Source organism: Rhizobium sp. NFR07 (assembly GCF_900111905.1).
Classification (GTDB): domain Bacteria; phylum Pseudomonadota; class Alphaproteobacteria; order Rhizobiales; family Rhizobiaceae; genus Neorhizobium.
Map to the genome: position 1 here is coordinate 198,711 of NZ_FOKM01000003.1, position 20,942 is coordinate 219,652.

General features: G+C 62.6%; 21 protein-coding genes. 11 read left to right on the forward strand and 10 right to left on the reverse strand.

Features of this window, described 5'->3' with window-relative positions:
- Nucleotides 1–19: 19 nt before the first annotated feature.
- The 3 genes from smc to BM216_RS07910 form a co-directional block, all read right to left on the reverse strand.
- Nucleotides 20–3,481, reverse strand: a complete 3,462-nt coding sequence (gene smc, locus BM216_RS07900; protein ID WP_092997564.1) for a chromosome segregation protein SMC — start codon at nucleotides 3,479–3,481, stop codon at nucleotides 20–22.
- Nucleotides 3,482–3,517: 36 nt separating this feature from the next.
- Nucleotides 3,518–4,219 (reverse strand): DsbA family protein, encoded by a 702-nt coding sequence (locus tag BM216_RS07905; RefSeq protein WP_092997567.1) that lies wholly within the window; start codon nucleotides 4,217–4,219, stop codon nucleotides 3,518–3,520.
- A 325-nt stretch (nucleotides 4,220–4,544) separates the two neighbouring features.
- A complete protein-coding gene (locus tag BM216_RS07910; protein WP_092998472.1) occupies nucleotides 4,545–5,066 on the reverse strand; it encodes a DUF721 domain-containing protein in 522 nt (173 codons plus the stop codon).
- Between the two features lie 93 nt (nucleotides 5,067–5,159).
- On the opposite strand from BM216_RS07910, the gene mutY reads away from it, so the two are divergent.
- Both mutY and BM216_RS07920 read left to right on the forward strand, forming a co-directional pair.
- A complete protein-coding gene (gene mutY / locus BM216_RS07915) occupies nucleotides 5,160–6,251 on the forward strand; it encodes an A/G-specific adenine glycosylase (protein WP_092997570.1) in 1,092 nt (363 codons plus the stop codon).
- Nucleotides 6,252–6,265: 14 nt separating this feature from the next.
- On the forward strand, nucleotides 6,266–6,880 hold the full coding sequence (locus BM216_RS07920) for an HAD family hydrolase (protein ID WP_092997573.1): 615 nt from the start codon (nucleotides 6,266–6,268) through the stop codon (nucleotides 6,878–6,880).
- Nucleotides 6,881–6,892: 12 nt separating this feature from the next.
- On the opposite strand, the gene BM216_RS07925 is transcribed toward BM216_RS07920, so the two are convergent.
- Nucleotides 6,893–7,660: a LexA family transcriptional regulator gene (locus BM216_RS07925; protein WP_092997576.1), complete on the reverse strand. Its 768-nt coding sequence runs from the start codon at nucleotides 7,658–7,660 to the stop codon at nucleotides 6,893–6,895.
- 241 nt (nucleotides 7,661–7,901) lie between these two features.
- Here BM216_RS07925 and BM216_RS07930 point away from each other — a divergent pair, with 241 nt between their 5' ends.
- Together BM216_RS07930 and BM216_RS07935 are read left to right on the forward strand one after the other, a co-directional pair.
- Entirely contained in the window at nucleotides 7,902–8,198 is a 297-nt protein-coding gene (locus BM216_RS07930; protein WP_092997579.1) for a hypothetical protein, read from the forward strand.
- A gap of 26 nt (nucleotides 8,199–8,224) precedes the next feature.
- Nucleotides 8,225–8,446 carry a hypothetical protein gene (locus BM216_RS07935; protein WP_143102752.1) on the forward strand — a complete coding sequence of 74 codons (222 nt, stop codon included), beginning with the start codon at nucleotides 8,225–8,227 and terminating at the stop codon, nucleotides 8,444–8,446.
- A gap of 150 nt (nucleotides 8,447–8,596) precedes the next feature.
- Here BM216_RS07935 and BM216_RS07940 read toward each other — a convergent pair whose 3' ends face one another.
- The 3 genes from BM216_RS07940 to BM216_RS07950 all read right to left on the reverse strand — a co-directional run bounded on the left by BM216_RS07940 (nucleotide 8,597) and on the right by BM216_RS07950 (nucleotide 12,319).
- Complete coding sequence (locus BM216_RS07940) at nucleotides 8,597–9,727, reverse strand: site-specific DNA-methyltransferase (protein ID WP_092997585.1); 1,131 nt, start codon at nucleotides 9,725–9,727, stop codon at nucleotides 8,597–8,599.
- Between the two features lie 143 nt (nucleotides 9,728–9,870).
- Nucleotides 9,871–10,902, reverse strand: a complete 1,032-nt coding sequence (locus tag BM216_RS07945) for a DUF1214 domain-containing protein (protein ID WP_092997588.1) — start codon at nucleotides 10,900–10,902, stop codon at nucleotides 9,871–9,873.
- Nucleotides 10,903–10,912: 10 nt separating this feature from the next.
- Complete coding sequence (locus tag BM216_RS07950; protein WP_092997591.1) at nucleotides 10,913–12,319, reverse strand: DUF1214 domain-containing protein; 1,407 nt, start codon at nucleotides 12,317–12,319, stop codon at nucleotides 10,913–10,915.
- Between the two features lie 245 nt (nucleotides 12,320–12,564).
- Here BM216_RS07950 and BM216_RS07955 point away from each other — a divergent pair, with 245 nt between their 5' ends.
- The 3 genes from BM216_RS07955 to BM216_RS07965 all read left to right on the forward strand — a co-directional run bounded on the left by BM216_RS07955 (nucleotide 12,565) and on the right by BM216_RS07965 (nucleotide 15,448).
- Nucleotides 12,565–13,608 (forward strand): DUF1963 domain-containing protein, encoded by a 1,044-nt coding sequence (locus BM216_RS07955; protein ID WP_177230735.1) that lies wholly within the window; start codon nucleotides 12,565–12,567, stop codon nucleotides 13,606–13,608.
- 68 nt (nucleotides 13,609–13,676) lie between these two features.
- Complete coding sequence (locus tag BM216_RS07960; RefSeq protein WP_092997597.1) at nucleotides 13,677–14,585, forward strand: LysR family transcriptional regulator; 909 nt, start codon at nucleotides 13,677–13,679, stop codon at nucleotides 14,583–14,585.
- Between the two features lie 113 nt (nucleotides 14,586–14,698).
- A complete protein-coding gene (locus BM216_RS07965; protein WP_092997600.1) occupies nucleotides 14,699–15,448 on the forward strand; it encodes an SDR family oxidoreductase in 750 nt (249 codons plus the stop codon).
- Between the two features lie 89 nt (nucleotides 15,449–15,537).
- Here BM216_RS07965 and BM216_RS07970 read toward each other — a convergent pair whose 3' ends face one another.
- Complete coding sequence (locus tag BM216_RS07970; protein WP_092997603.1) at nucleotides 15,538–15,873, reverse strand: EthD domain-containing protein; 336 nt, start codon at nucleotides 15,871–15,873, stop codon at nucleotides 15,538–15,540.
- 109 nt (nucleotides 15,874–15,982) lie between these two features.
- Here BM216_RS07970 and BM216_RS07975 point away from each other — a divergent pair, with 109 nt between their 5' ends.
- Entirely contained in the window at nucleotides 15,983–16,894 is a 912-nt protein-coding gene (locus tag BM216_RS07975) for an AraC family transcriptional regulator (RefSeq protein WP_244530119.1), read from the forward strand.
- 109 nt (nucleotides 16,895–17,003) lie between these two features.
- Nucleotides 17,004–18,644 carry a Na+/H+ antiporter gene (locus BM216_RS07980; RefSeq protein ID WP_092997606.1) on the forward strand — a complete coding sequence of 547 codons (1,641 nt, stop codon included), beginning with the start codon at nucleotides 17,004–17,006 and terminating at the stop codon, nucleotides 18,642–18,644.
- A gap of 6 nt (nucleotides 18,645–18,650) precedes the next feature.
- Here the strand turns inward: BM216_RS07980 and BM216_RS07985 are convergent, their stop codons facing one another.
- Both BM216_RS07985 and BM216_RS07990 read right to left on the reverse strand, forming a co-directional pair.
- Nucleotides 18,651–18,998, reverse strand: coding sequence for an antibiotic biosynthesis monooxygenase family protein (locus tag BM216_RS07985; protein WP_092997609.1), 348 nt, complete (start codon nucleotides 18,996–18,998; stop codon nucleotides 18,651–18,653).
- A complete protein-coding gene (locus BM216_RS07990) occupies nucleotides 18,995–19,348 on the reverse strand; it encodes an NIPSNAP family protein (protein WP_092997612.1) in 354 nt (117 codons plus the stop codon). Before BM216_RS07990 ends, BM216_RS07985 begins: the two co-directional genes overlap by 4 nt.
- Nucleotides 19,349–19,452: 104 nt before the next feature.
- Between BM216_RS07990 and BM216_RS07995 the strand changes: the two genes are divergently transcribed.
- Together BM216_RS07995 and BM216_RS08000 are read left to right on the forward strand one after the other, a co-directional pair.
- A complete protein-coding gene (locus BM216_RS07995; RefSeq protein ID WP_092997615.1) occupies nucleotides 19,453–20,145 on the forward strand; it encodes an ArsR/SmtB family transcription factor in 693 nt (230 codons plus the stop codon).
- A 100-nt stretch (nucleotides 20,146–20,245) separates the two neighbouring features.
- Complete coding sequence (locus BM216_RS08000; RefSeq protein ID WP_092997617.1) at nucleotides 20,246–20,935, forward strand: HAD family hydrolase; 690 nt, start codon at nucleotides 20,246–20,248, stop codon at nucleotides 20,933–20,935.
- The last annotated feature ends 7 nt before the right edge of the window (nucleotides 20,936–20,942 follow it).

The window sequence follows — 20,942 nt, forward strand, 5'->3', positions numbered from 1 at the left end:
TTGCGATGATGATTTTATGTCAGCTTGCTTCGCGCAGAAGCTCGGCGGTCTGCAGGTCGACAGACACCAATTGCGACACGCCCTGTTCCGCCATCGTCACGCCGAACAAGCGGTTCATCCGCGCCATGGTGATCGGATTGTGGGTGATGATGATGAAGCGCGTCTCGGTCGAGGCGGCCATCTCGTCCATCAGGTTGCAGTAGCGCTCGACATTGTGGTCGTCGAGCGGTGCATCCACCTCGTCCAGCACGCAGATCGGCGCCGGGTTGGTGAGGAAGACGGCGAAAATCAGCGCCATGGCAGTCAGCGCCTGCTCGCCACCCGACAATAGCGTCATGGTCTGCGGCTTCTTGCCAGGCGGGCGGGCGAGGATTTCGAGACCGGCTTCCAGCGGATCGTCCGATTCTATCAGCTGCAGCTCCGCCGTGCCGCCACCGAAGAGATGGGTAAAGAGGCGCTGGAACTGTGCGTTGACGACGTCGAACGCGGCGATCAGGCGTTCGCGGCCTTCCTTGTTCAGGTTCTGGATCGCACCGCGCAGCTTGCGGATCGCGTCGACCACGTCGTCACGCTCGCGGGTCAGGGTGCCTAGCTTTTCGGCCAGTTCCTGCTGCTCTTCATCGGCGCGCAGGTTGACGGCACCGAGGCGCTCGCGCTCCATCTTCAGGCGGTCGACCTCGCGCTCGATGGCGCGGATATCCGGCACCGGCTGGCCGGGCTGCAGGCCGGCAAGGCGCAGCACTTCCGGTGGCGAAACATTAAGGGCTTCGCGGATGCGCAGCTCGCTCTCGTGACGCTTCTCGGCGGCAGAAACGAGGCGCTCCTCGGCACGACCGCGCTTTTCGCGGACGTCGGCCAGTTCGGACAAGGCGGTTGCGGCGCGCTGGTCTGCCTCGCGCTGGCGGGTTTCGGCAAGTGCCAGCTCGTCGGAAGCCTTGCGGCGGGCTTCCTCGGCCTTCTGCAGTTCAGATAACAGGCTGCGGCGGCGATCATCAACCTCTTCGGGCGCGGCCTCCAGTTCGACGATCTCGTCGCGCGCTTCTTCCTCGCGCTCACGCAGGCTTTCGATATGGGCGGCGGCGCTATCGGCGCGCGCCTTCCAGGACGAACGCTCCTGGGCGATTGCTGCTATACGGCGCTTGCGGGCTTCCAGTTCGCGGCTCAGGCCCTCGTAGCGGGCGCGGGCTTCGGCCAGACGGCCGCGATCAGTGGCGACCACGGCCTGCTGGTCGCGCAGGCTGTTGTCCAGCTCAGAAATATCCGGTGCGTTTTCCAGCTCGATACGGGCATTCTCGCCCTGCGCATCGACATCCTCGATCTGCGACTCGACCTGATGCAGCGCTTCGGTCACGACATCGCGGCGGCGCATCAGATCGCCCGAAGCGCGTTCGGCAGCCGCCAGCGCCTCGCGGGCATCGGCCACCTGACGGGTCGCGAGCCTCACCCGATCGCGTGCATCGCCGAGCGCACGTTCGCTGGTGGCGATTTCGGCGACGGCATCGGCGAGCAGGCTTTCACATTCGGAAAGAATGTCGCGGGCCTCGTCGATCTCGGCTTCGAGTTCGGAGAGGCGGTTCTTCTGCGACAGGCGAAGGGCGGCGGCACCCGGCGCTTCGGAGCCGGTCACATGGCCATCCCAGCGATAGACTGCGCCATCCTTCGTCACCAGCCTCTGGCCGGGTTTGAGCGACGCCATCAGGGTGCGGGCCTGTTCAGCCGATGCGATGCCGATCTGAGCCAGACGGCGGGCGAGTTCCGGCGGGGCGGTGACGCGGGCGACAAGCAGTTCGACGCCGTCGGGCAGGCGCGGATCGGCCGAGGCATCGCCATTGACCGACCAGAATTTCGACGCGGACGCATCGACCGGGCTTTCCAGATCGTCGCCAAGGGCGGCGCCGAGGGCGGCCTCATAACCGCGCTCGACATGGATCATTTCAGCGACGGGCACATGGTCGCCCGACGTGGCGCCAGCGGCGAGCATTTTCGAAATGGTGCGGGCTTCGGTTTCCAGCCCGTTCAGCGCCGTCTTGGCATCTTCGACCGGCCGGCGGGCGGAGACTTCCGCGGCACGGGTCGTGGCCAGGGCTGCCTCGGCTTCCTCCGCCAAAGCTGTGGCATCTTCCAGCGCGATTTCGGCAGCTTCGACAAGCTCGGCCTTCTCGGCCGGATCGTCCAATGACGACAGGCGCTCGGTGACTGCATCGAGTTCGGCTGCCGCATCCTGCCGCTGGCGGTCGAGACGCTGACGGCGCTCGTCGAGATCGCGGATCAGGCGTTCCAGCTGGTTGCGGCCGGCAGCGGCTTCCGCCCGCTCGCCGGTGATTGCAGCCAGACGCTGCTCGCTTTCGGCCAGTGCGATACCGGTCGCCTCGAAGGCATCGCGCAGATCGGCGCTTTCTGCACCGCTATCGGCCAGCATGTCGTTGAGTTCGGCCTCTTCCTCGTCGAGCTTGTCGAGGAAGGCGGTGTTGTCGGCGGCGAGTTGTTCCTCGCGGCGGATATCCTCGCCGAGTTGCGCCAGACGGCGGGTCAGCTCATCGCGGCGCTTCAGCAGGCGGCCTGCCTCTTCCTCCAGCTGGCTACGGGCGATCTGCAGGCGCTGGAGAGCGGCACCGGCCTTCGCCTCCTCCTCGCGCAGCTCGGGCAGCTTGAGACTGGCGACCGCCTGGTCCTTGGCGGCCTCCATCTGCGCCTGCGCCTTTTCGGCGACGACATTGGTGATCTGGTTGAGCGCGGTCTGCGCTTCGAGTTCCGCCTGTTCGGCCTCGACCCAGCGAATATGGAGCAGCATCGCCTCGCGTGCACGGATATCGGCCGACAGCGACTTGAAGCGATTGGCCTGGCGGGCCTGGCGTTTCAGGCTCTCGATCTGGCTTTCCAGCTGGACGACGACATCTTCCAGCCGTTCCAGATTGGTTTCGGCGGCGCGCAGGCGAAGTTCGGCCTCGTGGCGGCGCGAATGCAGGCCGGAAATGCCGGCCGCCTCTTCCAAGAGCTGGCGACGGGCCTGCGGCTTGGCATTGATCAGCTCGCCGATCCGCCCCTGCCCCACCATCGACGGCGAACGAGCGCCGGTCGAAGCATCGGCAAAGAGGAGCTGGACGTCCTTGGCCCGGCTTTCCTTGCCGTTGATGCGGTAGACGGAGCCATTCTCGCGCTCGATGCGGCGGGTGACCTGGATCTCGTCGGCATCGTTGAAGGCGGCGGGCGCGGTGCGGTCGAAATTGTCGAGATAGAGCCCGACTTCGGCGGTGTTGCGCGCCGGGCGGTTTCCGGAACCGGAAAAGATCACGTCGTCCATGCCGGACGCGCGCATGTTCTTGTAGGAGTTTTCGCCCATCACCCAGCGCAGGGCTTCGACAAGGTTCGACTTGCCGCAGCCGTTCGGCCCGACCACACCGGTCAGGCCGCGCTCGATGAAGAATTCCGTCGGTTCGACGAAGGATTTGAACCCGACGAGGCGCAGCTTGTTGAACTTCATGCCGCGCCCCTCACGCTCTCAGATGAGAGCGCGTTATCAGATGCTGTCGAAAAGCGCCGACATGGATTCAACCGACATGTCCCCAGAATACTTCTTCCCGTTGATCAGGAAGGTCGGGGTGGAGTTGACGCCGAATTCGTCGGCGCCACGCTTCACCACCTCATTGATTTCATCGAGAAGCTTCTGGTTCGTCAAGCAGGCCTCGAAAGTCTGCTGTGAGTAACCTGCAATCCGGACGGTCTGGAGAAGAGCCTTGCGGACATCCTTGTCCGCCGGAGCAGCCCAGGCGCGCTGCTGCTTGAACAGAAGCGAGACCATGGCGAAATACTGTTCCGAGGTTGCCGGCTCGGTCGGGTTCTGCGGGTTCGAGCGCGCCAGCATGAAGGCGGCGGTCGCGACCGGATCGAACGGGAACTCGCGGATGATGAAGCGGACCTTGCCGCTATCGACATACTTGGTCTTGATCGGTTCGAAGGTCGTGGTGTGGAAATGGGCGCAATGCGGGCAGGTCATCGACATGTATTCGATGACGGTGATCGGCGCGTCTTCCTTGCCGAGGAACATGTCTGGCAGGGTGCCGGGCTTCAGCGCGGCCGCCATGTCCACGTCACCCTGGGAGTCCGGCATTTCCTGCGCAAAGGCGTCGGAGATGCCGAGCGGGAGCGCGAGGCTGATGGCGGTGACGGCTGCGCCACCGAGAAGTGCGCGCCGGGTCATGGTCAGGTCGTTCAGAAGCATGGAACATCCTTGCAGGATCGAGAAATCTGTCAGATTGGAACTCCGTATCCCGGCGTTCCTTTCGCGGCAAGTTGCCGTTAAGTAACTTACTTCAAAGAATTGTGACGAAACGGCGGTTTTAGAGGGCATCGGATCCCCTCACTTGCGATTTCTAACACTTAGCCTTCGGCTAAGATGTTGAAATCGCTTTCTCTCCCACAAAGGGGAGAGATACAGTGCCGCACCCTCTGCCCCCTACCTCTCCCCTTGTGGGAGAGGTTACAAAATCATGATCTTAGCTTCAGCTAACTCATAGATTTTGTTGGTGAGGGGATGTACCCCATCCTCAGATCTTCCGCTTCTGCTGCAGCACTGCCGTGCCCAGTCGCTCGACCGCCTTGCGCAGTGCCTCGCTTTCGATCCCTTCCATCATCTCGTTCAGCCTGCGCGCCGGTTCGCCCTTCAACGGGCGCGGCGTGCGGGAATGCTTCATCTGCGGCGAGACCGGTTTCTGGACGATGCGGATCTGGCGGACGGCAGGAAAACCGAAGAACGAGTTGATGCGGCCGATCAGTTCGCCCTGCGCATGGGTGAGGAAAAGAGCACGCGCGCCCTCGCAGGCGATCGTCAGCACGCCCGGCGTGTAGCCGTCCTCACGGTAACCGTCGTTGCGCGCCCAGGTGATCTTTTCCGGCCGCGTACAATCGGCAAATTCCTCGCCGGCGATTTCGTCCCAGGAGCCGAGCAGCGCCGTGGAAATGCCGGCGCGCTTCGCCAGAACCGGATCTATGATGCCGTTGGCGATCTCGGCGATCTGGTTTGCGCCCTTGCGGACGAAGGGTTTGGTTTTCTTGACGGGGTAATTCATCGCTGGATAACCGGTCTCTTGCGACTTGGCCGTCCTTGATGCCGGCGCATTCATCTTCCAAGTATAGGGCATTCTTCCCCATGACGGCAAACGATGCTCGAAACGTTATCCCCGACACCCACGCTGACCCACGCCGAAAAGCTGCTCGCCTGGTATGATCGCCACCATCGCGAGCTGCCCTGGCGCGTCAGCCCATCCGCGGCGCGCGCCGGAAAACGCGCCGAGCCATATCATGTCTGGCTGTCGGAAGTGATGCTGCAGCAGACGACTGTCGGGGCGGTGAAGCCGTATTTCGCCAAGTTTCTCGGTCGCTGGCCGAGCGTGAAGGATCTCGCGGCCGCACCTTCCGAGGATGTCATGGCGGCCTGGGCGGGGCTCGGCTATTACGCCCGCGCCCGCAACCTGAAGAAATGCGCCGAGGCCGTCGCCGCAGATCATGACGGCATCTTCCCCGATACGGAGGAGGGCCTGCGCGCCCTGCCCGGTATCGGCGACTATACGTCGGCGGCCGTCGCCGCGATCGCCTTCAACCGGCCGTCGGCGGTGATGGACGGCAATGTCGAGCGGGTGATCTCGCGGCTCTTTGCCATCGATGCGCCCCTACCAAGCTCCAAGCCCGAGATGAAGGCGAAGGTGCGCCAGCTGACGCCGACGGACAGGCCGGGCGACTTTGCCCAGGCGATGATGGATCTCGGCGCGACGATCTGCACGCCGAAGCGCCCTGCCTGCGCGCTCTGTCCCTTCCGCGAAGACTGTCTGGCGCTTGCCGAGCACGACCCGGAGCGTTTCCCCGTGAAGGCGGCGAAGAAGGAAAAGCCGGTGCGTGTCGGCGCGGCCTTCGTCGCGGTGACCGAGGATGGCGAAATCCTGCTGCGGCGGCGCGTCGAGACCGGTCTGCTCGGCGGCATGACCGAAGTGCCGACGACGGCCTGGACGGCGCGGATCGACGGCGGCACCGGAAACGAGCATGCACCATTCGACGCCGACTGGCAGCCCTGTGGCGCGATCACCCATGTCTTCACCCATTTCGAACTCAGACTTTCCGTCTATCGGACCCAAGTCGGATCTGGCAACGCGCCGCAAGGCTGGTGGGTGCCGGTCGAGGAACTCGACGCCCAAGCCTTGCCGACTGTCATGAAAAAGGTAATCAGTCAGGCTATTCCGACCGCTTTCGCAAAACACTGACCGCAGGATTTATCATGGCTGCCAAGATCGACCACATCGTCTTCGACATCGGCAAGGTTCTGATCCATTACGACCCGAACCTGCCCTTCAGCCGCATCATTCCCGATGCCGAAGAGCGCCAATGGTTCTTCCAGAATGTCTGCACGCACGAATGGAATCTGGAACAGGACCGCGGGCGCAAGTGGGAAGATGCCGAGGCGCTGTTGATTGCGCAGTATCCGGATCGCGAAGAGCATATCCGCGCCTTCCGCAAATACTGGCCCGAAATGGTGCCGCATGCCTATGACGGCTCGGTCGAGATCATGCTTGGCCTCATCGACAAGGGCCATGACGTGACGATGCTGACCAATTTCGCCTCCGACACATTCGTCGAGGCGCGCCGCATCTTCCCGTTCCTCAATAAGACGCGTGGTGTGACCGTTTCCGGCGAAATCGGCCTGATCAAGCCGGATGTCGCCATCTACGAACGGCATGCAAAGGATTTCGGCCTGACGCCGGAAAACGCTATTTTCATCGACGACACGATGGTCAATGTCGAAGGCGCCCGGGCGGCGGGTTGGCAGGCGGTGCAGTTCACCGACCCGGAAACGCTGAGGAAAGATCTCGTCGCCCACGGCGTGGCGATCTGATCCTAGAGCCTTTCAGCAGGCGACGGCCGCGCTGCGGACGCGGCCGACGACGTCGAGGTCCGACAATGCCCCGGGGTCGATGCTTTGCGGCGGGTAGGTGGTGCCGTTGTCGGCCAGCAGCTGCAGCCCGCCGCCGACCAGACGCTGCACGCGGCGGATGACGAGATTGCCTTCCACCTTGATGGCGTAAATCCCGCCATCGGCCAAGCCACGATCATCGGTATCGACGAAGACCGGCGCCTGATCGGCGATCGTCGGCACCATGCTGTCGCCTTCGGCAACCAGCGTGGTGACGGTGTCGGGATGCAGGCCGAGGCGCTTCCAGTAGTCCTCCAGGGTCCTTGCCGCCGCGGATGACGGCCTGACCTCGTCATAACCGTGCAGATAGGGCTGAGGCGGGTTGTCCATCAGGCCCGGCGGCATGAGAGAGGAAACGTGGTCTCGCAGACCCGCCGCCTGCGACAGCTCAATGCGGATAGCCTCCCCGTCCAGGAACCACTCTCCCCCCAGATAGGAGGCGGAGACCCCTGCCCGGTCGGCCATGAGCTCAAGCGTCCTGAGTTTAGGGTCCTTCTTCCCATGGCGATAGTTGTCGAGCGTGTTGTCCGCCACACCCGCCACATCGGCTGCCTTGGCCCTGCCACCCAATATCTCGGACAGGATGACGGCCTTGACGGCGGTGCTGCGACGCAGCGGGTCCAGCCCCTCCCAACTGCGGGCGAAGCGTGCCAGGGCGAGTTCGATCTTGCCTGCAATTTCTCTCTTTAGGGGAATTCGCATGGCGACACATCTCTTAGGTAGAAGAACATTTACAAGTGAACTTAATTGGACTATCGTTCATTCGGTTTCACTTAAAGCAAATTTGAAAACTTATCCCACTGCCACGACAATCAATCTCAGGTGGCCGGCATATATTGGCGCACAATAGGCCCGCCCTCGGCGAAAGTACATACAGATCAGGCCGCTGCGATCCGCGAGTGCCTGAACCGCCCTGCTTCCCTTAAAACCCCGTCGGATCTTCATGCCTTACCCCGAGAAGCCAAAACACGTCTTCGAAGCCGACGGCGACGCGTTTTCGGAGCGCTTTTCGTTCGTCATTGACGAAGGATTCACCAAGGACGTCGAGGTGACGAGAAACGGTCGCGGCATCACTGTAGACATCGAGGTTACCGACAGGGCCGTGATCGACACGACCCGGGAAACATTCGAGGCCGACGGCCCGGTCAGGATCAGCGTGACGGACAGTGGACTATACATGACCACATCATGCGCCTTGTTGGCCGGTCGTGTACGCCTTCGGCGGACTCGCTTCTTTTAAGCAAATCAGTATATAAATCTATGCTGATGGTAATCGACAAAGAGACAAAGGCTTCGGCAGCCCCGAAAGCCGAGAAGCCCGGCACTTCCGAGGCGCAATCTGATGCTCCGACCGGGCCTGACGATATCGACGTCGACAGCGACGCCTATGATGGCGAAGAAGGCCGTTCGCTTCTTTTCACCTATGTCATGATCGCATTCTTCATCGGGCTCGGCGCCATCGGCTGGGCGATCTCCGCGATATTCTAACCGCACTTCGGGAGTGACCGGCGCGTCAAAAGACAATGGCGCCCGGGGTCAGCCTCCCCGGGCGCCAGTTATCCTCATCCGGGACTAGAGGTACAAAACCGGACGAGGAATTCAGCAATCCGTCACAAGTTTAAGCCTCGGGCTGGTGGTTCAGTCGAGCTTGGCCAGATCGTTGCGGATGACGACGCGCAGTTCATCAATGGGACGCATTCCCTGGCCGTCGTCGAAGTGCCAGAAGGTCCATCCGTTGCAGGCATCGAGCCCCTGCACTTTCGCGCCGAGACGATGGATCGAACCGGCGTCGCCGCCGGCAGCAAGTGTTCCGTCCGCGCGGATGATGGCGCTCCAGCGGCGCTTGTGATCCGTCAGGACCTGACCGGGACGCAGGAGACCCGCCTCGATCAGCGTGTTGAAGGCAACGCGCGGCTCGGCCTTCTTGCCGGTCATGACCGTCAGTTCCGCCTTGCCGAGCGGTTCGACCGCCTCGATGCGGGCAGACGCCGCATCGATGTAATCCTGTTCGCGCTCGATGCCGACGAAGTTGCGGCCGAGACGTTTTGCGACGGCACCGGTGGTACCGGAGCCGAAGAACGGGTCGAGAATGACGTCGCCCGGCTTGGTGGAAGCCATGATGACGCGGGCGAGAAGTGCTTCCGGCTTCTGGGTCGGGTGGACCTTCTTGCCGTCCTCGCCCTTCAGGCGCTCACCGCCCGAGCAGATCGGGAACAGCCAGTCGGAACGCATCTGCACGTCGTCGTTGGAGGCCTTCAGCGCATCGTAATTGAACGTATAGCCCTTAGCCTTGGCGTCGCGGCTTGCCCAGATCATCGTCTCATGGGCGTTCTGGAAACGGCGGCCCTTGAAGTTCGGCATCGGGTTGACCTTGCGCCAGACGACGTCGTTGAGGAGCCAGAAATTCAGGTCCTGCATGATCGCGCCGACGCGGAAGATGTTGTGGTAGGAACCGATCACCCAGATCGTGCCATTCGGCTTCAGCACGCGGCGGCAGGCGAGCAGCCAGGCGCGGGTGAAGGCGTCATAGGCCTGGAAGGAGGCGAACTGGTCCCAGTCGTTGTCGACGGCATCGACCAGAGACTGATCGGGGCGGTGAAGCGTGCCGCCGAGCTGCAGGTTATACGGCGGATCGGCGAAGATCGCATCGACGGAATGATCCGGCAGAGCCTCGAGCGCTGCGACGCAATCACCCTTGATGATAGAGTTTACCCAAGAACCCGGACGGACCTGATGCTTCAGATCGGCCAGCGGAAGAACTGCTGCCATGTGACACTCGCTACGCTGAACACAAACGAATTTAATGACTGTTATGGTTACTCAATCTGGTTACCAAAAGCTGAAGCGGGAACATCATTTCGGGAAAAAGTTCCAGAAGCTGAGTCAGATTAGCAACCCTGCGGCGAGAAGGCTCAGTTCAAAGGCTCAGGCTGAGGAAATTTCCAGCTTCCGTCGAGGATGCTCGGCTGCGGTTGGTACAGCCTCACCGTATAATTCCAGCCCGCCTCTATCGGCAGGCAGTTCGGCACCTTGCCATCGCAGCCGCCGAACTGGATGTCTACCGATCCGTCGGGCCCCTTATCGGCAGTGATGTTGTTGACCGAATAGGCGTTGAATTCGTTGGGAACGAAATAGCCTTTCTCGTTATAGCGGCTCACCGACCAGAAGCCGTCCACGGGCACATCTGCCGGAACATGCAGGCTGTAGAGGGTGTCGCCGTCGTTCTTTTCGGGCGTGACGCCGAGATAGGTGGCTTCGGCATCGGGATTGCCGCCCCAGCCGGCGGCGGCGCCGATCAGGTGATGGACGGGGTCGACCTCGCTCTCATTTCCGAATGCCTTGCTGAAGCCATCCACGGTGGCGCCGAGCGCCAGCAGCGCGTTGCGCACGGCGTCCTGGCTTGCCTTGTCCCACATCGGCAGTTCCAGCCTGCCCGGTCCGCCGGGTTGATCGGCCCTGATCGCATCCTGCAGCCTTTGCACCTCCTCGGCATCGCCGGTCTTGCCGGGATCGACCAGCGTGCGCACCGCGGCGAGCACATAACGCGTGCCGACGCCGTCACGGGTCAGGGTATGGCTGCCGGCGCCATGAAAGAGATCCGTGACATAATGATCCTGGTTCAAGATCATCAGCGACATGAAGCGCTTGCCAGCGTCGGGCATGGTGATCGTGACCGGACCTGCATCCAAATCGAATACGGCGCTGGAATAGAGCGTATCGCGATTGCCGCGTACTACCGTCTGCTTGGCCACGTCGAAGGGCTCGCGCCGGTGGAAGAACTTTCCAAGCCCGGCCTCGTTGGCCGATACGGTCATGTACATATCCGTCTCGGCCCGCACGAAATTGTCCGGTGTCACCCTGATGGCATCGGCCGCGAGCGCCACGCCGCCGACGAGCGGCAAAAGCAGTATGGCGACGGTGGGCGTCCTTTTCTTCGCAATCATTGCCCTGTCCTCAGAGTGGTTCGACATCCGGCAGTCTCCAAGCCTTGTCGAAGAGCCTTTTTGTCGGCCCGTAGAGCCGGAACATCAGCTCGAACCGGCGGCCCGCAACCGTCGGAATCCAGTTCGTTTCCAATCCTGAGGGCGCACTCGGCCCGAAATAGAGATCGACCGATCCATCACTGTTCTTCCGGACCTCGGCCGCGTTGGATGCACGGCTTACGCGATCGACGCCCTTCACCAGCGCATGCGTCTCGCGATCGTAGACGGTGACCGACCAGTATTGCTCCACCGGCACGTCGGCCGGCACATGCAGCCTGTAGCTGCGGCCACCGTCATAATCGTTGCCGGCCTTGTCCTTGATATTGATGAGATAGAACTGCCCGACGCCCAGCCGCTTGATCGCGATATAGGCGTAAGTGTAACCCACACCGCGCGCGTCGACCGTGTAATGATCCGGGTCGGCATAGGTTGTCGCCTGCCCTTCGATACCCTCCGGCAAGGCCGGCATCGTCCAGTGCGTGCCTTCGAAAAAGACGGGGAAACCGGCATCAAAGAGCGCGGCACTCCAGGCCTTCGCATCAGCCATGCCCACCTGCAGAGCATCCTCCATGGCGGCATCCGGCGCGAAAGGCTTGCCCTTCTCGATGCCGATAGATCGGAGCTGATCGATCATTACCCGATCGCGCTCAAGCCACGGTTCGCTCTGGACCACCCGGTCGAGCAACGAGAAGAAGCTGAGGTCGTATCTTATCGTCGAGTCGAAATCGGCGTCTTTGACATCCCTGAACACAGTCTCGGGCGGCGCATCGATTTTCGACGATGGGTAGAATTTCACGCGCTTGCCATAGGCGATCGACTTCTCGACATCGGCAGCGGCATGGCTCTTGAGGTTCGAGCGCAGCAGAAAATAGCCGGTATACGTATCGGAGGCGAGACGTTCGAAACCGGCAGGCATCCTGCCGTCATATCCCGGCGGCGTGATGACAAACCGGATGCCGGCTCCCTTGTCGACTCCGAGCAGGCCGGCATCCTCCAGCGAGGTCTGCCACAGGGTGACGAAATTGGCGTTGAGCGAACCGCCCTCGCCGGCCGGCGGGATTTCGACCACCATCGGGCCACTTGCCCGCGTATCGTAAAAGCCCATGAAATAGAGGGTATCTGGGTTGGGCGTCAGCGTCTGGTTATGCCAGTCGAGCGGCCGTCCCCAATAGATGATCTCGCCGACCTTGCCGCCTGCCGCGATCATCTGGTCATACATCAGCAGCATATTTACCGCGGGCATGCCCCAGATCACCGCCTGCGTCGCCCGGCTGCGGACAAGGCGGGCCTCGATCTCCTGCGGAGCGGCGGGCTGCTGCGCCGCCGCGCTGAGGGCGGACATGATGGTCAGGGCCAATGCAGTCGCCAAACGCAGCATGCCTCACCTCCCCGCACGGCAGCCGAACCTGCCTGGAGACAAAATTTACCGCCTGCGAGACCCGGGCGGGAAGTACGCAACAGTAAATCCGGTCCAGGCGATCGCGTAAACGACCGCGCAATGAGCCGCGAGGCTGCCGCATTTGCCCCTGCCCCGACAAAAGCATGCGAGCTCGACACCTGCCCCTTGCCACGGGATTGCTGAAGCTTAGTTCCCGCAGTGAAACGGGACGGGATGGGCGAAGTATGTTTGATATGCCGGCGGAAGCGCGTCAGGTGATCGAGGAGCGTTTTGCTCCGGATGCCGTGGAAATGGTTTTCGGGGCGTTGCGGCCGGTCATCATCTTCTCGGAGACGGATGATGGACGCACCGGCGGCAGCCGCATCGGTGGCACGCCGGATCTGCCCGAGGGCACGGACTGGCCACGGCGGCCCGTTCCCGAGAATATCGACGAGATCGCCAAGCGCTCCGGCGAGCCCTACGACAAGGAACTGCGGCAGCACCTAGCCGCCAATCTGCCCTATGCCTTCTTCGCGCAGATCGACCTGAAGGAGGCGGCGGGCCTCGGCGAACTGGCGAAGGACCTGCCCAACGAAGGGCGTCTCCTGTTCTTCTACGATACGATTGGCGGCCCTTACGACAATGCAGCGCAATCGGGGCGGGTGATCTGGGATCGGAGCCCGGTGGGGGAAATTGCCAGCGCCCCGATGCCGAACGATCTCGCCGCTGCAGCAGCGGCCTACCGCAAGATGATCGATGAGACCAACAAACAATACGGACTGGAATCGCCGGGCCGGGAGCCCGGAACACCAGAGCCGGGAACATCCTACGGCGGCCCGTCCCGGCCGATGGCGCTCAAGGCTGCGCTGCAATTGCCGGCCTATTCTAGTCTCGAGTTCCAGGCGTCCGGCAGGCTGGAAAAGACCTACTCCGCCGACCGTGCCGTGATCGGCAGCGAACAGGCGTTCAGCCAGGCCTATAGCGAGCTGTCGGGAGAATATTACCCGCAGAACCAGTTGCTCGGTGCTCCGGTTCCCGTGCAGGACGACCCGCGCTACAACGCCGTCGGCGGCGGCGAGGATGATACGCAGTTTCCCGCCGGTGACGACCCGACGAAGAAAGAGGATGTCATCCCGAAGGAAGCCGAAGACTGGCGGCTTCTTCTGCAGATAGAGATGACCGACTGGATGCAGGACAGCACCGAAGGCACAGTCTATTTCCTGATCCGCAAGGACGATCTCGAAAACCGCGCCTTCGATCGCGTCGTCGCCGTCTACCAGCAGACCTGAGACAGGCCGATGCGCCGTTGAGCTTTGGCGGCAATCATGGCAACCATATTCCCAAAAGGAATGGCGCCATGGATCGTTTCTCGTCTCTGCAACTGTTCGTGCGCGTCGTCGAGCGCGGCAGCTTTACCCATGTGGCGCGCGAACTCGCCATCGGGCAGCCGGCGGTGAGCAAGCAGGTCGCCGCGCTCGAAGCCCGTCTCGGCACACCATTGCTCAGCCGCTCGTCGCGCGGGTTGACGCCCACGGCCGCGGGCCAGGAGCTTTACGACACCGCCAGCCGCATTCTCGCCGATCTCGCGGAGGCCGAGGCCCGCATCAGCAAGACAACGTTGAGCCCGGCCGGCGTGGTGCGGCTTGCGACGCCGCCGGCACTTGGCCGCATGTATATCATCCCACGGCTGCCCGATTTCTTTGAGCGTTATCCGGACGTTTCGATCGATTTCGTCTCCTCCGAACGCCGCGTCGACATCGTGCGCGAAGGCATCGACATCGCCATGCGCGTCGGCCCGCTGGCGGATTCGACTCTCGTCGCCCGCAAGATCGGCGACCTGCAGATGGCGGTTGCGGCATCACCCGCCTATCTCGCCCGGCACGGCACGCCCTCCGCACCGACGGACCTCCGATCTCACAACCTCATCGTCGGCCAGACGCAGGGCGCGACGCAGCCGTGGAAATTCTCAGGCCAGGATGGCGCCCTCCTCCTGGAGCCGGAGGGCAATATCCGCTCGAACGACGTGGAGGACCAGCGGGCAGCGATGCTCGCCGGGCTCGGCATCGGTTATGCCGGGCGCGCTATGCTGGAGGCGGATATCCGCGCCGGCAGCCTCGTCCCGATCCTTCAGGACCATGCTCCCGCCCCCTCCCCGATCCACGCGATCAGTGCGAGCGGCCGAAGGATGCCGCAGCGGTTTCGCGTCGTCATAGACTTCCTTGCCGAGATATGCGCAGCGGAACCATCGCTGCGGATCGCGCAATAATCATTCCCCGCAGGAATAGATCCTAGTCCCGCCGCCGATCTACGGTCGCGACGAGCCGCCCATTAGATGCCCTCCATTGCTGCAGATGCAGCTCATCACGGAAGGATATCGCAATGGGCAAGTTGGGCGGAAAGATCGCAGTCGTCACCGGCGGCAGCATGGGCATGGGTCTGGTGACGGCGAAGCTGTTTGCGCGCGAAGGCGCGCAGGTCATCGTCACCGGACGCGACCAGGCGTCGATCGAAGCGGCGGCACGGGAAATCGGCAACGGCGCGGAAGGCATCAGGAGCGACATCTCGAAACTCGCGGATCTCGATGCACTGCGCGACCATATCAGGGAACGTTACGGCCGCCTCGACATCCTGTTCGCCAATGCCGGCGGTGCGCGGCCGCGTCTTTTCGAGGAGGTGGCGGACGAGGATTTCGATCATACGGTCGATATCAATTTCAAGGGCACGTTCTTCACGGTGCAGAAGCTGATTTCGCTGATGGGGCCCGGCGGATCGATCATCCTCAACACGTCGATCCAAGGTGTGCGAGGCACGCCCGGCATGTCGGTCTATTCGGCGACAAAGGCGGCGCTGCGCTCGCTGGCACGGTCGCTGACTGCCGAATACGGTTCCAAGGGCATCCGCACCAATGCGCTGGCGCCCGGCTATATCGACACGGGCGTGATGCTGCGGACCGGCTTCACCGACGAGCAGATCGACGCGATGACGACGCAGGCAACGCTCCACACCCCGCTCGGGCGAATGGGCACCAGCGAGGAGATCGCCAAGACGGCGCTGTTCTTCGCCTCCGACGCATCGGAATTCATCACCGGTGTGGAACTAACCGTCGACGGCGGCTGGGCGCAGATCTAGGAAACACGAGGCCGCCGACGGGCGGCCTCCTTTCTCACGGAAAAGCATCCAGACGGTGCGCCATGCACTCGGCGGCGACGAATTCAGCCCTACGGCACAACGACGGTCTCTTCCGCGATCATCCTACGGACCGAAGAGAGGTCGATGAAATTGACATGATCGGGATCGACCTTCGTGCGAAAATTTTCCGAGAAGAACAGGGCATCCATATCCTCCGCAGTGTCGAACCATGCTTCGACCAGCGCATCATAGCTCGGCTCCGGCCAGTTGGGCGCGTCCACCGGAAACGAGACGACGAAACGCCGGATGAGTTTTGCCTCCGGGATGGCGAAGAGAAGCGGCGCATGCACGTCGCGTCGATAGGCCTTGAACGCCTCGATGCTCATTCCTTCTTGCCGTTTGAAGGTAATCGTCATTTTCACCATAGTGCCTGTCCTTTCTCTCGGTTCTCCTGAAGCCGTGCAGAGGCAAGTAGCGTTTCGGCGCAGGACGATCTATGTTCGAATATCCCTCATACTTTCGTGATTGTCCCCGATGCCGATAGATCCGCTTTCCGATGTCCTGTCGATCATCAAGCCGAGGACCTATGTTGCCGGCGGTTTCAACATGGGCGGCGACTGGTCGGTCAGGTTCAACAGCCACGACGGCATCAAATGCTTCGCCGTCGTGTCGGGAAGCTGCTGGCTCACAGTCGATGGGGAAAGAGAGCCGGTACGGCTGGAGGAAGGGGACTGCGTCCTGCTGCCGAACGGCCGGCATTTCACCATGGCGAGGGATCCCGCGTTCAATCCCATCCCCATCGGCGACGTGCCGGAAGCCGACTGGCGCGGCGGGATCGCCACGGTGAATGGCGGCGGTGACGCCATGATACTCGGCGGGCATTTCGCCTTTTCAGGCCCGCATACCGAGATGCTGCTGGGCGCCATGCCCTCGATCCTCAGGCTGAGGGGCGACAGCGACAAGGTGGATCTGCGGTGGGCGCTGGAGCGTATGCGGCATGAATTGAGCGAGGGCCAGCCGGGCGGCATCATGGTGGTCGAGCATCTTGCGCATCTTCTGCTCGTGCAGGCTCTGAGACTTTACCTGTCCCGCGGCCTCGGGCGGACCACGGGCTTCCTGTTCGCCCTGAGCGATCCGAAGATCGCCGCGGCCGTCGGGGCCATTCACGCAAGCCCCGGCGAGCGCTGGACCTTGCCGATGCTCGCCGGCCGGGCTGGCATGTCACGCTCGAAATTTGCCCTGCGGTTCAAGACGATCGCCGGTTCTTCGCCGATCGAATACCTGACGCGCTGGCGGATGCTTCTGGCCTGCGACCGCCTGCTGAGACGAAGCGAGCCGATTTCGGTGATCGCCCTGTCGCTGGGCTACCAGTCGGAAGCCGCTTTCAGCACCGCATTCAAACGCGTGATCGGCTGCCCGCCCAGACGATATGCCGATCAGGCGTGATGCGCGATGAACGATCGCGATCGGCGCCGATCCCCGACCTCACCCTTGCCTCATCCGCCTGCCTTTCCTATTCAGGGACCATATTGCGGATGAGAAAGGTCACTGGTCGATGGACAGCATCACGATAGCACTCGCCCTGCTTCTGGCCGTCATCCTGAGCGGTACGATCTCCCGGCTGTCGCCCTTCGCCATTCCGCTGCCGCTGATCCAGATCGCCTTCGGGGCGCTGATCGCGGTCGCCACCGGCGGCGGGGTGGAACTCGAACCGGACATCTTCTTCCTGCTGTTTCTGCCACCGCTGCTCTTTCTCGATGGCTGGCGCATTCCAAAGGAGGGGTTGTTCCGCGACAAGGGCGTGATCCTGGAACTGGCACTCGGCCTTGTTATCTTCACCGTGCTCGGCGTCGGCCTGCTCATTCACTGGCTGATCCCGGCCATGCCGCTCGCCGTCGCCTTCGCGCTCGCGGCCATCGTTTCGCCGACGGATCCGATCGCGGTTTCGGCGATCGCTGCGCGCGTGCCGATCCCGCACCGGCTGATGCATATTCTCGAAGGGGAATCGCTGCTGAACGACGCCTCCGGCCTCGTCTGCATGCGCTTTGCCGTGGCGGCGGCACTGACCGGCACCTTCTCGCTGGTCGATGCTGTCGGCAGTTTTCTCTGGCTGGCGATCGGTGGCATCGCCATCGGGTTTGCCGTCGTGTGGGTCGCCATGAAGGCGAAGGAATATGTCTCCCGCAAGCTCGGCGAGGATACCGGCTCGCAGATCCTGCTCAGCCTGCTTCTGCCCTTCGGCGCCTATCTGGCGGCCGAACACCTGCATTGCTCGGGCATTCTCGCCGCCGTCGCGGCCGGTGTCACGATGAGCTACATGGAGCTGCGCGGCAAGGCGCTGGCAAAGACCCGCGTCGGTCAGGGCGCGGTGTGGGACACGGTACAGTTCGCGCTGAACGGCATGATCTTCGTGCTGTTCGGTGAGCAATTGCCGCGGATCGTTTCCGGTGCTGCACGTATCGTCACGGAGACCGGCCATCTGCATCCGATCTGGCTGCTCATCTATGTGCTGACCATCTATGTGGCGCTGGTGCTCCTGCGTTTCGGCTGGGTTTGGGTGTCGCTGCGCTTCACCATGTATCGCGCCGCCAGGCTCGGCCGGCAGATCCAGACGCCGCCGGTGCGGCTGCTTGTCGCCGCCTCGCTCGCCGGCGTGCGCGGGGCGATCACCCTTGCCGGTATCCTGACGCTGCCGCTGTTCATGAATGACGGCACGACGCCCTTCCCCGCCCGCGATCTGGCGATCTTTCTCGCCGCCGGCGTGATAGTCGTGTCGCTGATCGTGGCAAGCGTCGGCCTTCCCGCGGTGCTGAAGGATCTGGAGCTGCCGCCGCAGCCCGACCACCACCAGCAGGAGGACGAGGCGCGCATCGCCGCCGCCAAGGCTGCCATCCGCATGATCGACGAGATGACCAACAAGATGAGCGAGGGCCGCACCGATGCCGACCGCTATTCGGATGTCGGCACGCGGCTGATGGAATTCTATCGTCACCGGATCGAAGGTCACGGCAAGACCGGAGAGGATGCCGAGACCGTGCGCAAGCTGGAAGAAGCCGAGCGAAGGCTGAGGCTCGCCGCGCTGAGAGCCGAACGCGACGAATATTACCGGTTGGGTCGCAAGCGCCAGCTGCCGGACGACGTCGCCCGAAAGCTGGTACGCGAGATCGACCTCATGGAAACCCGCTTCACGATCTGATGCAGATCAGGCCGCATGCACCTCGCGGCTGTCCTTCGGCGCCTCGTTACGCTCGAACATGCCGTAGTCGCGCAGGACATGGCCGATACGCAGACGGTAATCGGCGAAGATGCCGTTGCGGCCGGCCTGCTGGGCCGCGCGATGGGCCTCGACATTGCGCCAGGCCTTCACCGCCTCCTCGTCGCGCCAGAAGGAAAGTGACAGGAGCTTGCCGCGCAGGGTGAGGCTTTCGAACCGTTCGATCGAGATGAAACCGTCGATTTTTTCCAGTTCGGAGCGCAGGTCTCCGGCGAGATCGAGATAGCGGTGACGTTCGCCCATATAGGGCACGACTTCGAAGATGACGGCGATCATGGCTTTATCAACTCCTCCATTGGGGCCAGTCGGGCAGCTCCATGCGGCAGGGACATGTTCTTTAGGAAGATGCGGTCCTCCTTCAGAATGAAGCGCTCCCGTTTGGCGAATTCGTAATTCTCCCGGCCCAGCGGATCATTGGCGAGACGAGCGCGATAGGCCTCGTAGGCGGCAAGGCTCTCGATGTTATAGACGCCGTATGCGGTCGTCGTAGAGCCTTCATGCGGGCCGAAATAACCGATCAGGTCGGCGCCGTTGCGCGGGATCGACTGGCCCCAGGCGCGGGCATAATCTTCGAACTTGTCGCGTTTGAACGGATCGATCTCGTAGCGGATGAAACAGGTGATCATCGGGCGTCTCCATTGTTGTCGACCACCTTCTGCCATGTCGTCTTGCGGGGATGCTTCGATTGCGATCGAAGTATGGGCGGGAAAGACGTGCTAGGAGTTGAGGCATGAACGAAGGTCCAGACATCGCCCAGTTCGCCTCGCTGATCGGCGACCCCGTCCGCGCCAACATGCTGGCGGCGCTTACCAGCGGGCAGGCGCTGACGGCGACCGAGCTTGCCGCCGTCGGCGGCATCACGCTGCAGACGGCAAGCACGCATCTTTCCAAGCTCGAGGCCGGCGGACTGCTCGCCCAGCGCAAGCAGGGCCGGCACCGCTATTTTGCGTTGGCCGACGAGGCTGCGGCCCGGCTGATCGAGACGATGATGGGCTTTGCCGCCAGCCGAGGCCACCTGCGCTACCGCCCCGGCCCGAAAGACCCGGCACTGAGGAAGGCGCGCATCTGTTACGACCACCTCGCAGGCGATTTCGGCGTCAGGATGCTCGACAGTTTCGTCTGCCACGGCGAGATCGAAAGCGATGGGGAAAACCTGATGGTGACGGACAAGGGCCGCCGGCAGCTTCAAAAGTTCGGCATCGATCTTTCGGCACTGAAATCCAGCCGCCGGCCGCTGTGCAAATCCTGCCTCGACTGGAGCGAGCGGCGCTCGCATCTCGCCGGAACGCTTGGCAAGGCGCTGCTCTCGCATATGTTCGAAAAAGGCTGGGCGCGGCGTAGCGCGGACAGCCGGGCGGTGCTCTTTTCACCTGAGGGTGAGCGGAAATTCCTACTACAGTTCCCCCTGCCCGATGCCGCCTAACAGCATCCCGGCCCGTTCGACCCTGCCATGCGGCTTCGTCGGTTGAGCTTACGCCCTGCATCCGCTAGAAGGCCCGCTGACGGATATAAAGGGAAATTCCATGAGCGGTTTCGACCTCATCATCTTCGATTGCGACGGCGTGCTCGTCGATTCCGAAATCATCGCGGCCCAGGTCGAATCACGGCTTCTGACGGAAGCGGGCTACCCGATCAGCGTCGAGGAAATGGGCGAGCGCTTCGCCGGCCTGACCTGGAAGGACATCCTTCTGACGGTGGAAAAGGAAGCCGATATTCCGCTTTCCGCAACGCTGTTGGACAAGTCCGAAAAGCTGCTCGACGCCCGGCTGGAACGCGACGTGAAGATCATCGAGGGCGTCAAGTTCGCGCTGGCGCGGCTCACCACCCAGCGCTGCATCTGCTCCAATTCGTCGAGCCAGCGGCTCGACATGATGCTGACCAAGGTCGGCCTCAAGCCGTTCTTCTCGCCGCATATCTACTCGGCCAAGGATCTCGGCCCCGATCGCGTCAAGCCGAAGCCCGACATTTTTCTGCATGCCGCCGAACAGTTCGGCGTGCAGCCTTCGCGATGCCTGGTGATCGAGGATTCCACTCACGGCATCCACGGCGCACGCACCGCCGGCATGCGCGTCGTCGGCTTTACCGGCGCATCGCATACCTATCCGAGCCATGCCGACCGCCTAACCGATGCCGGCGCCGAGACGGTGATCTCGCGCATGCAGGACCTGCCGGGCGTGGTCGCCGCACTGTCTGAATGGGCTGGGGCGATCTGAACCGGAA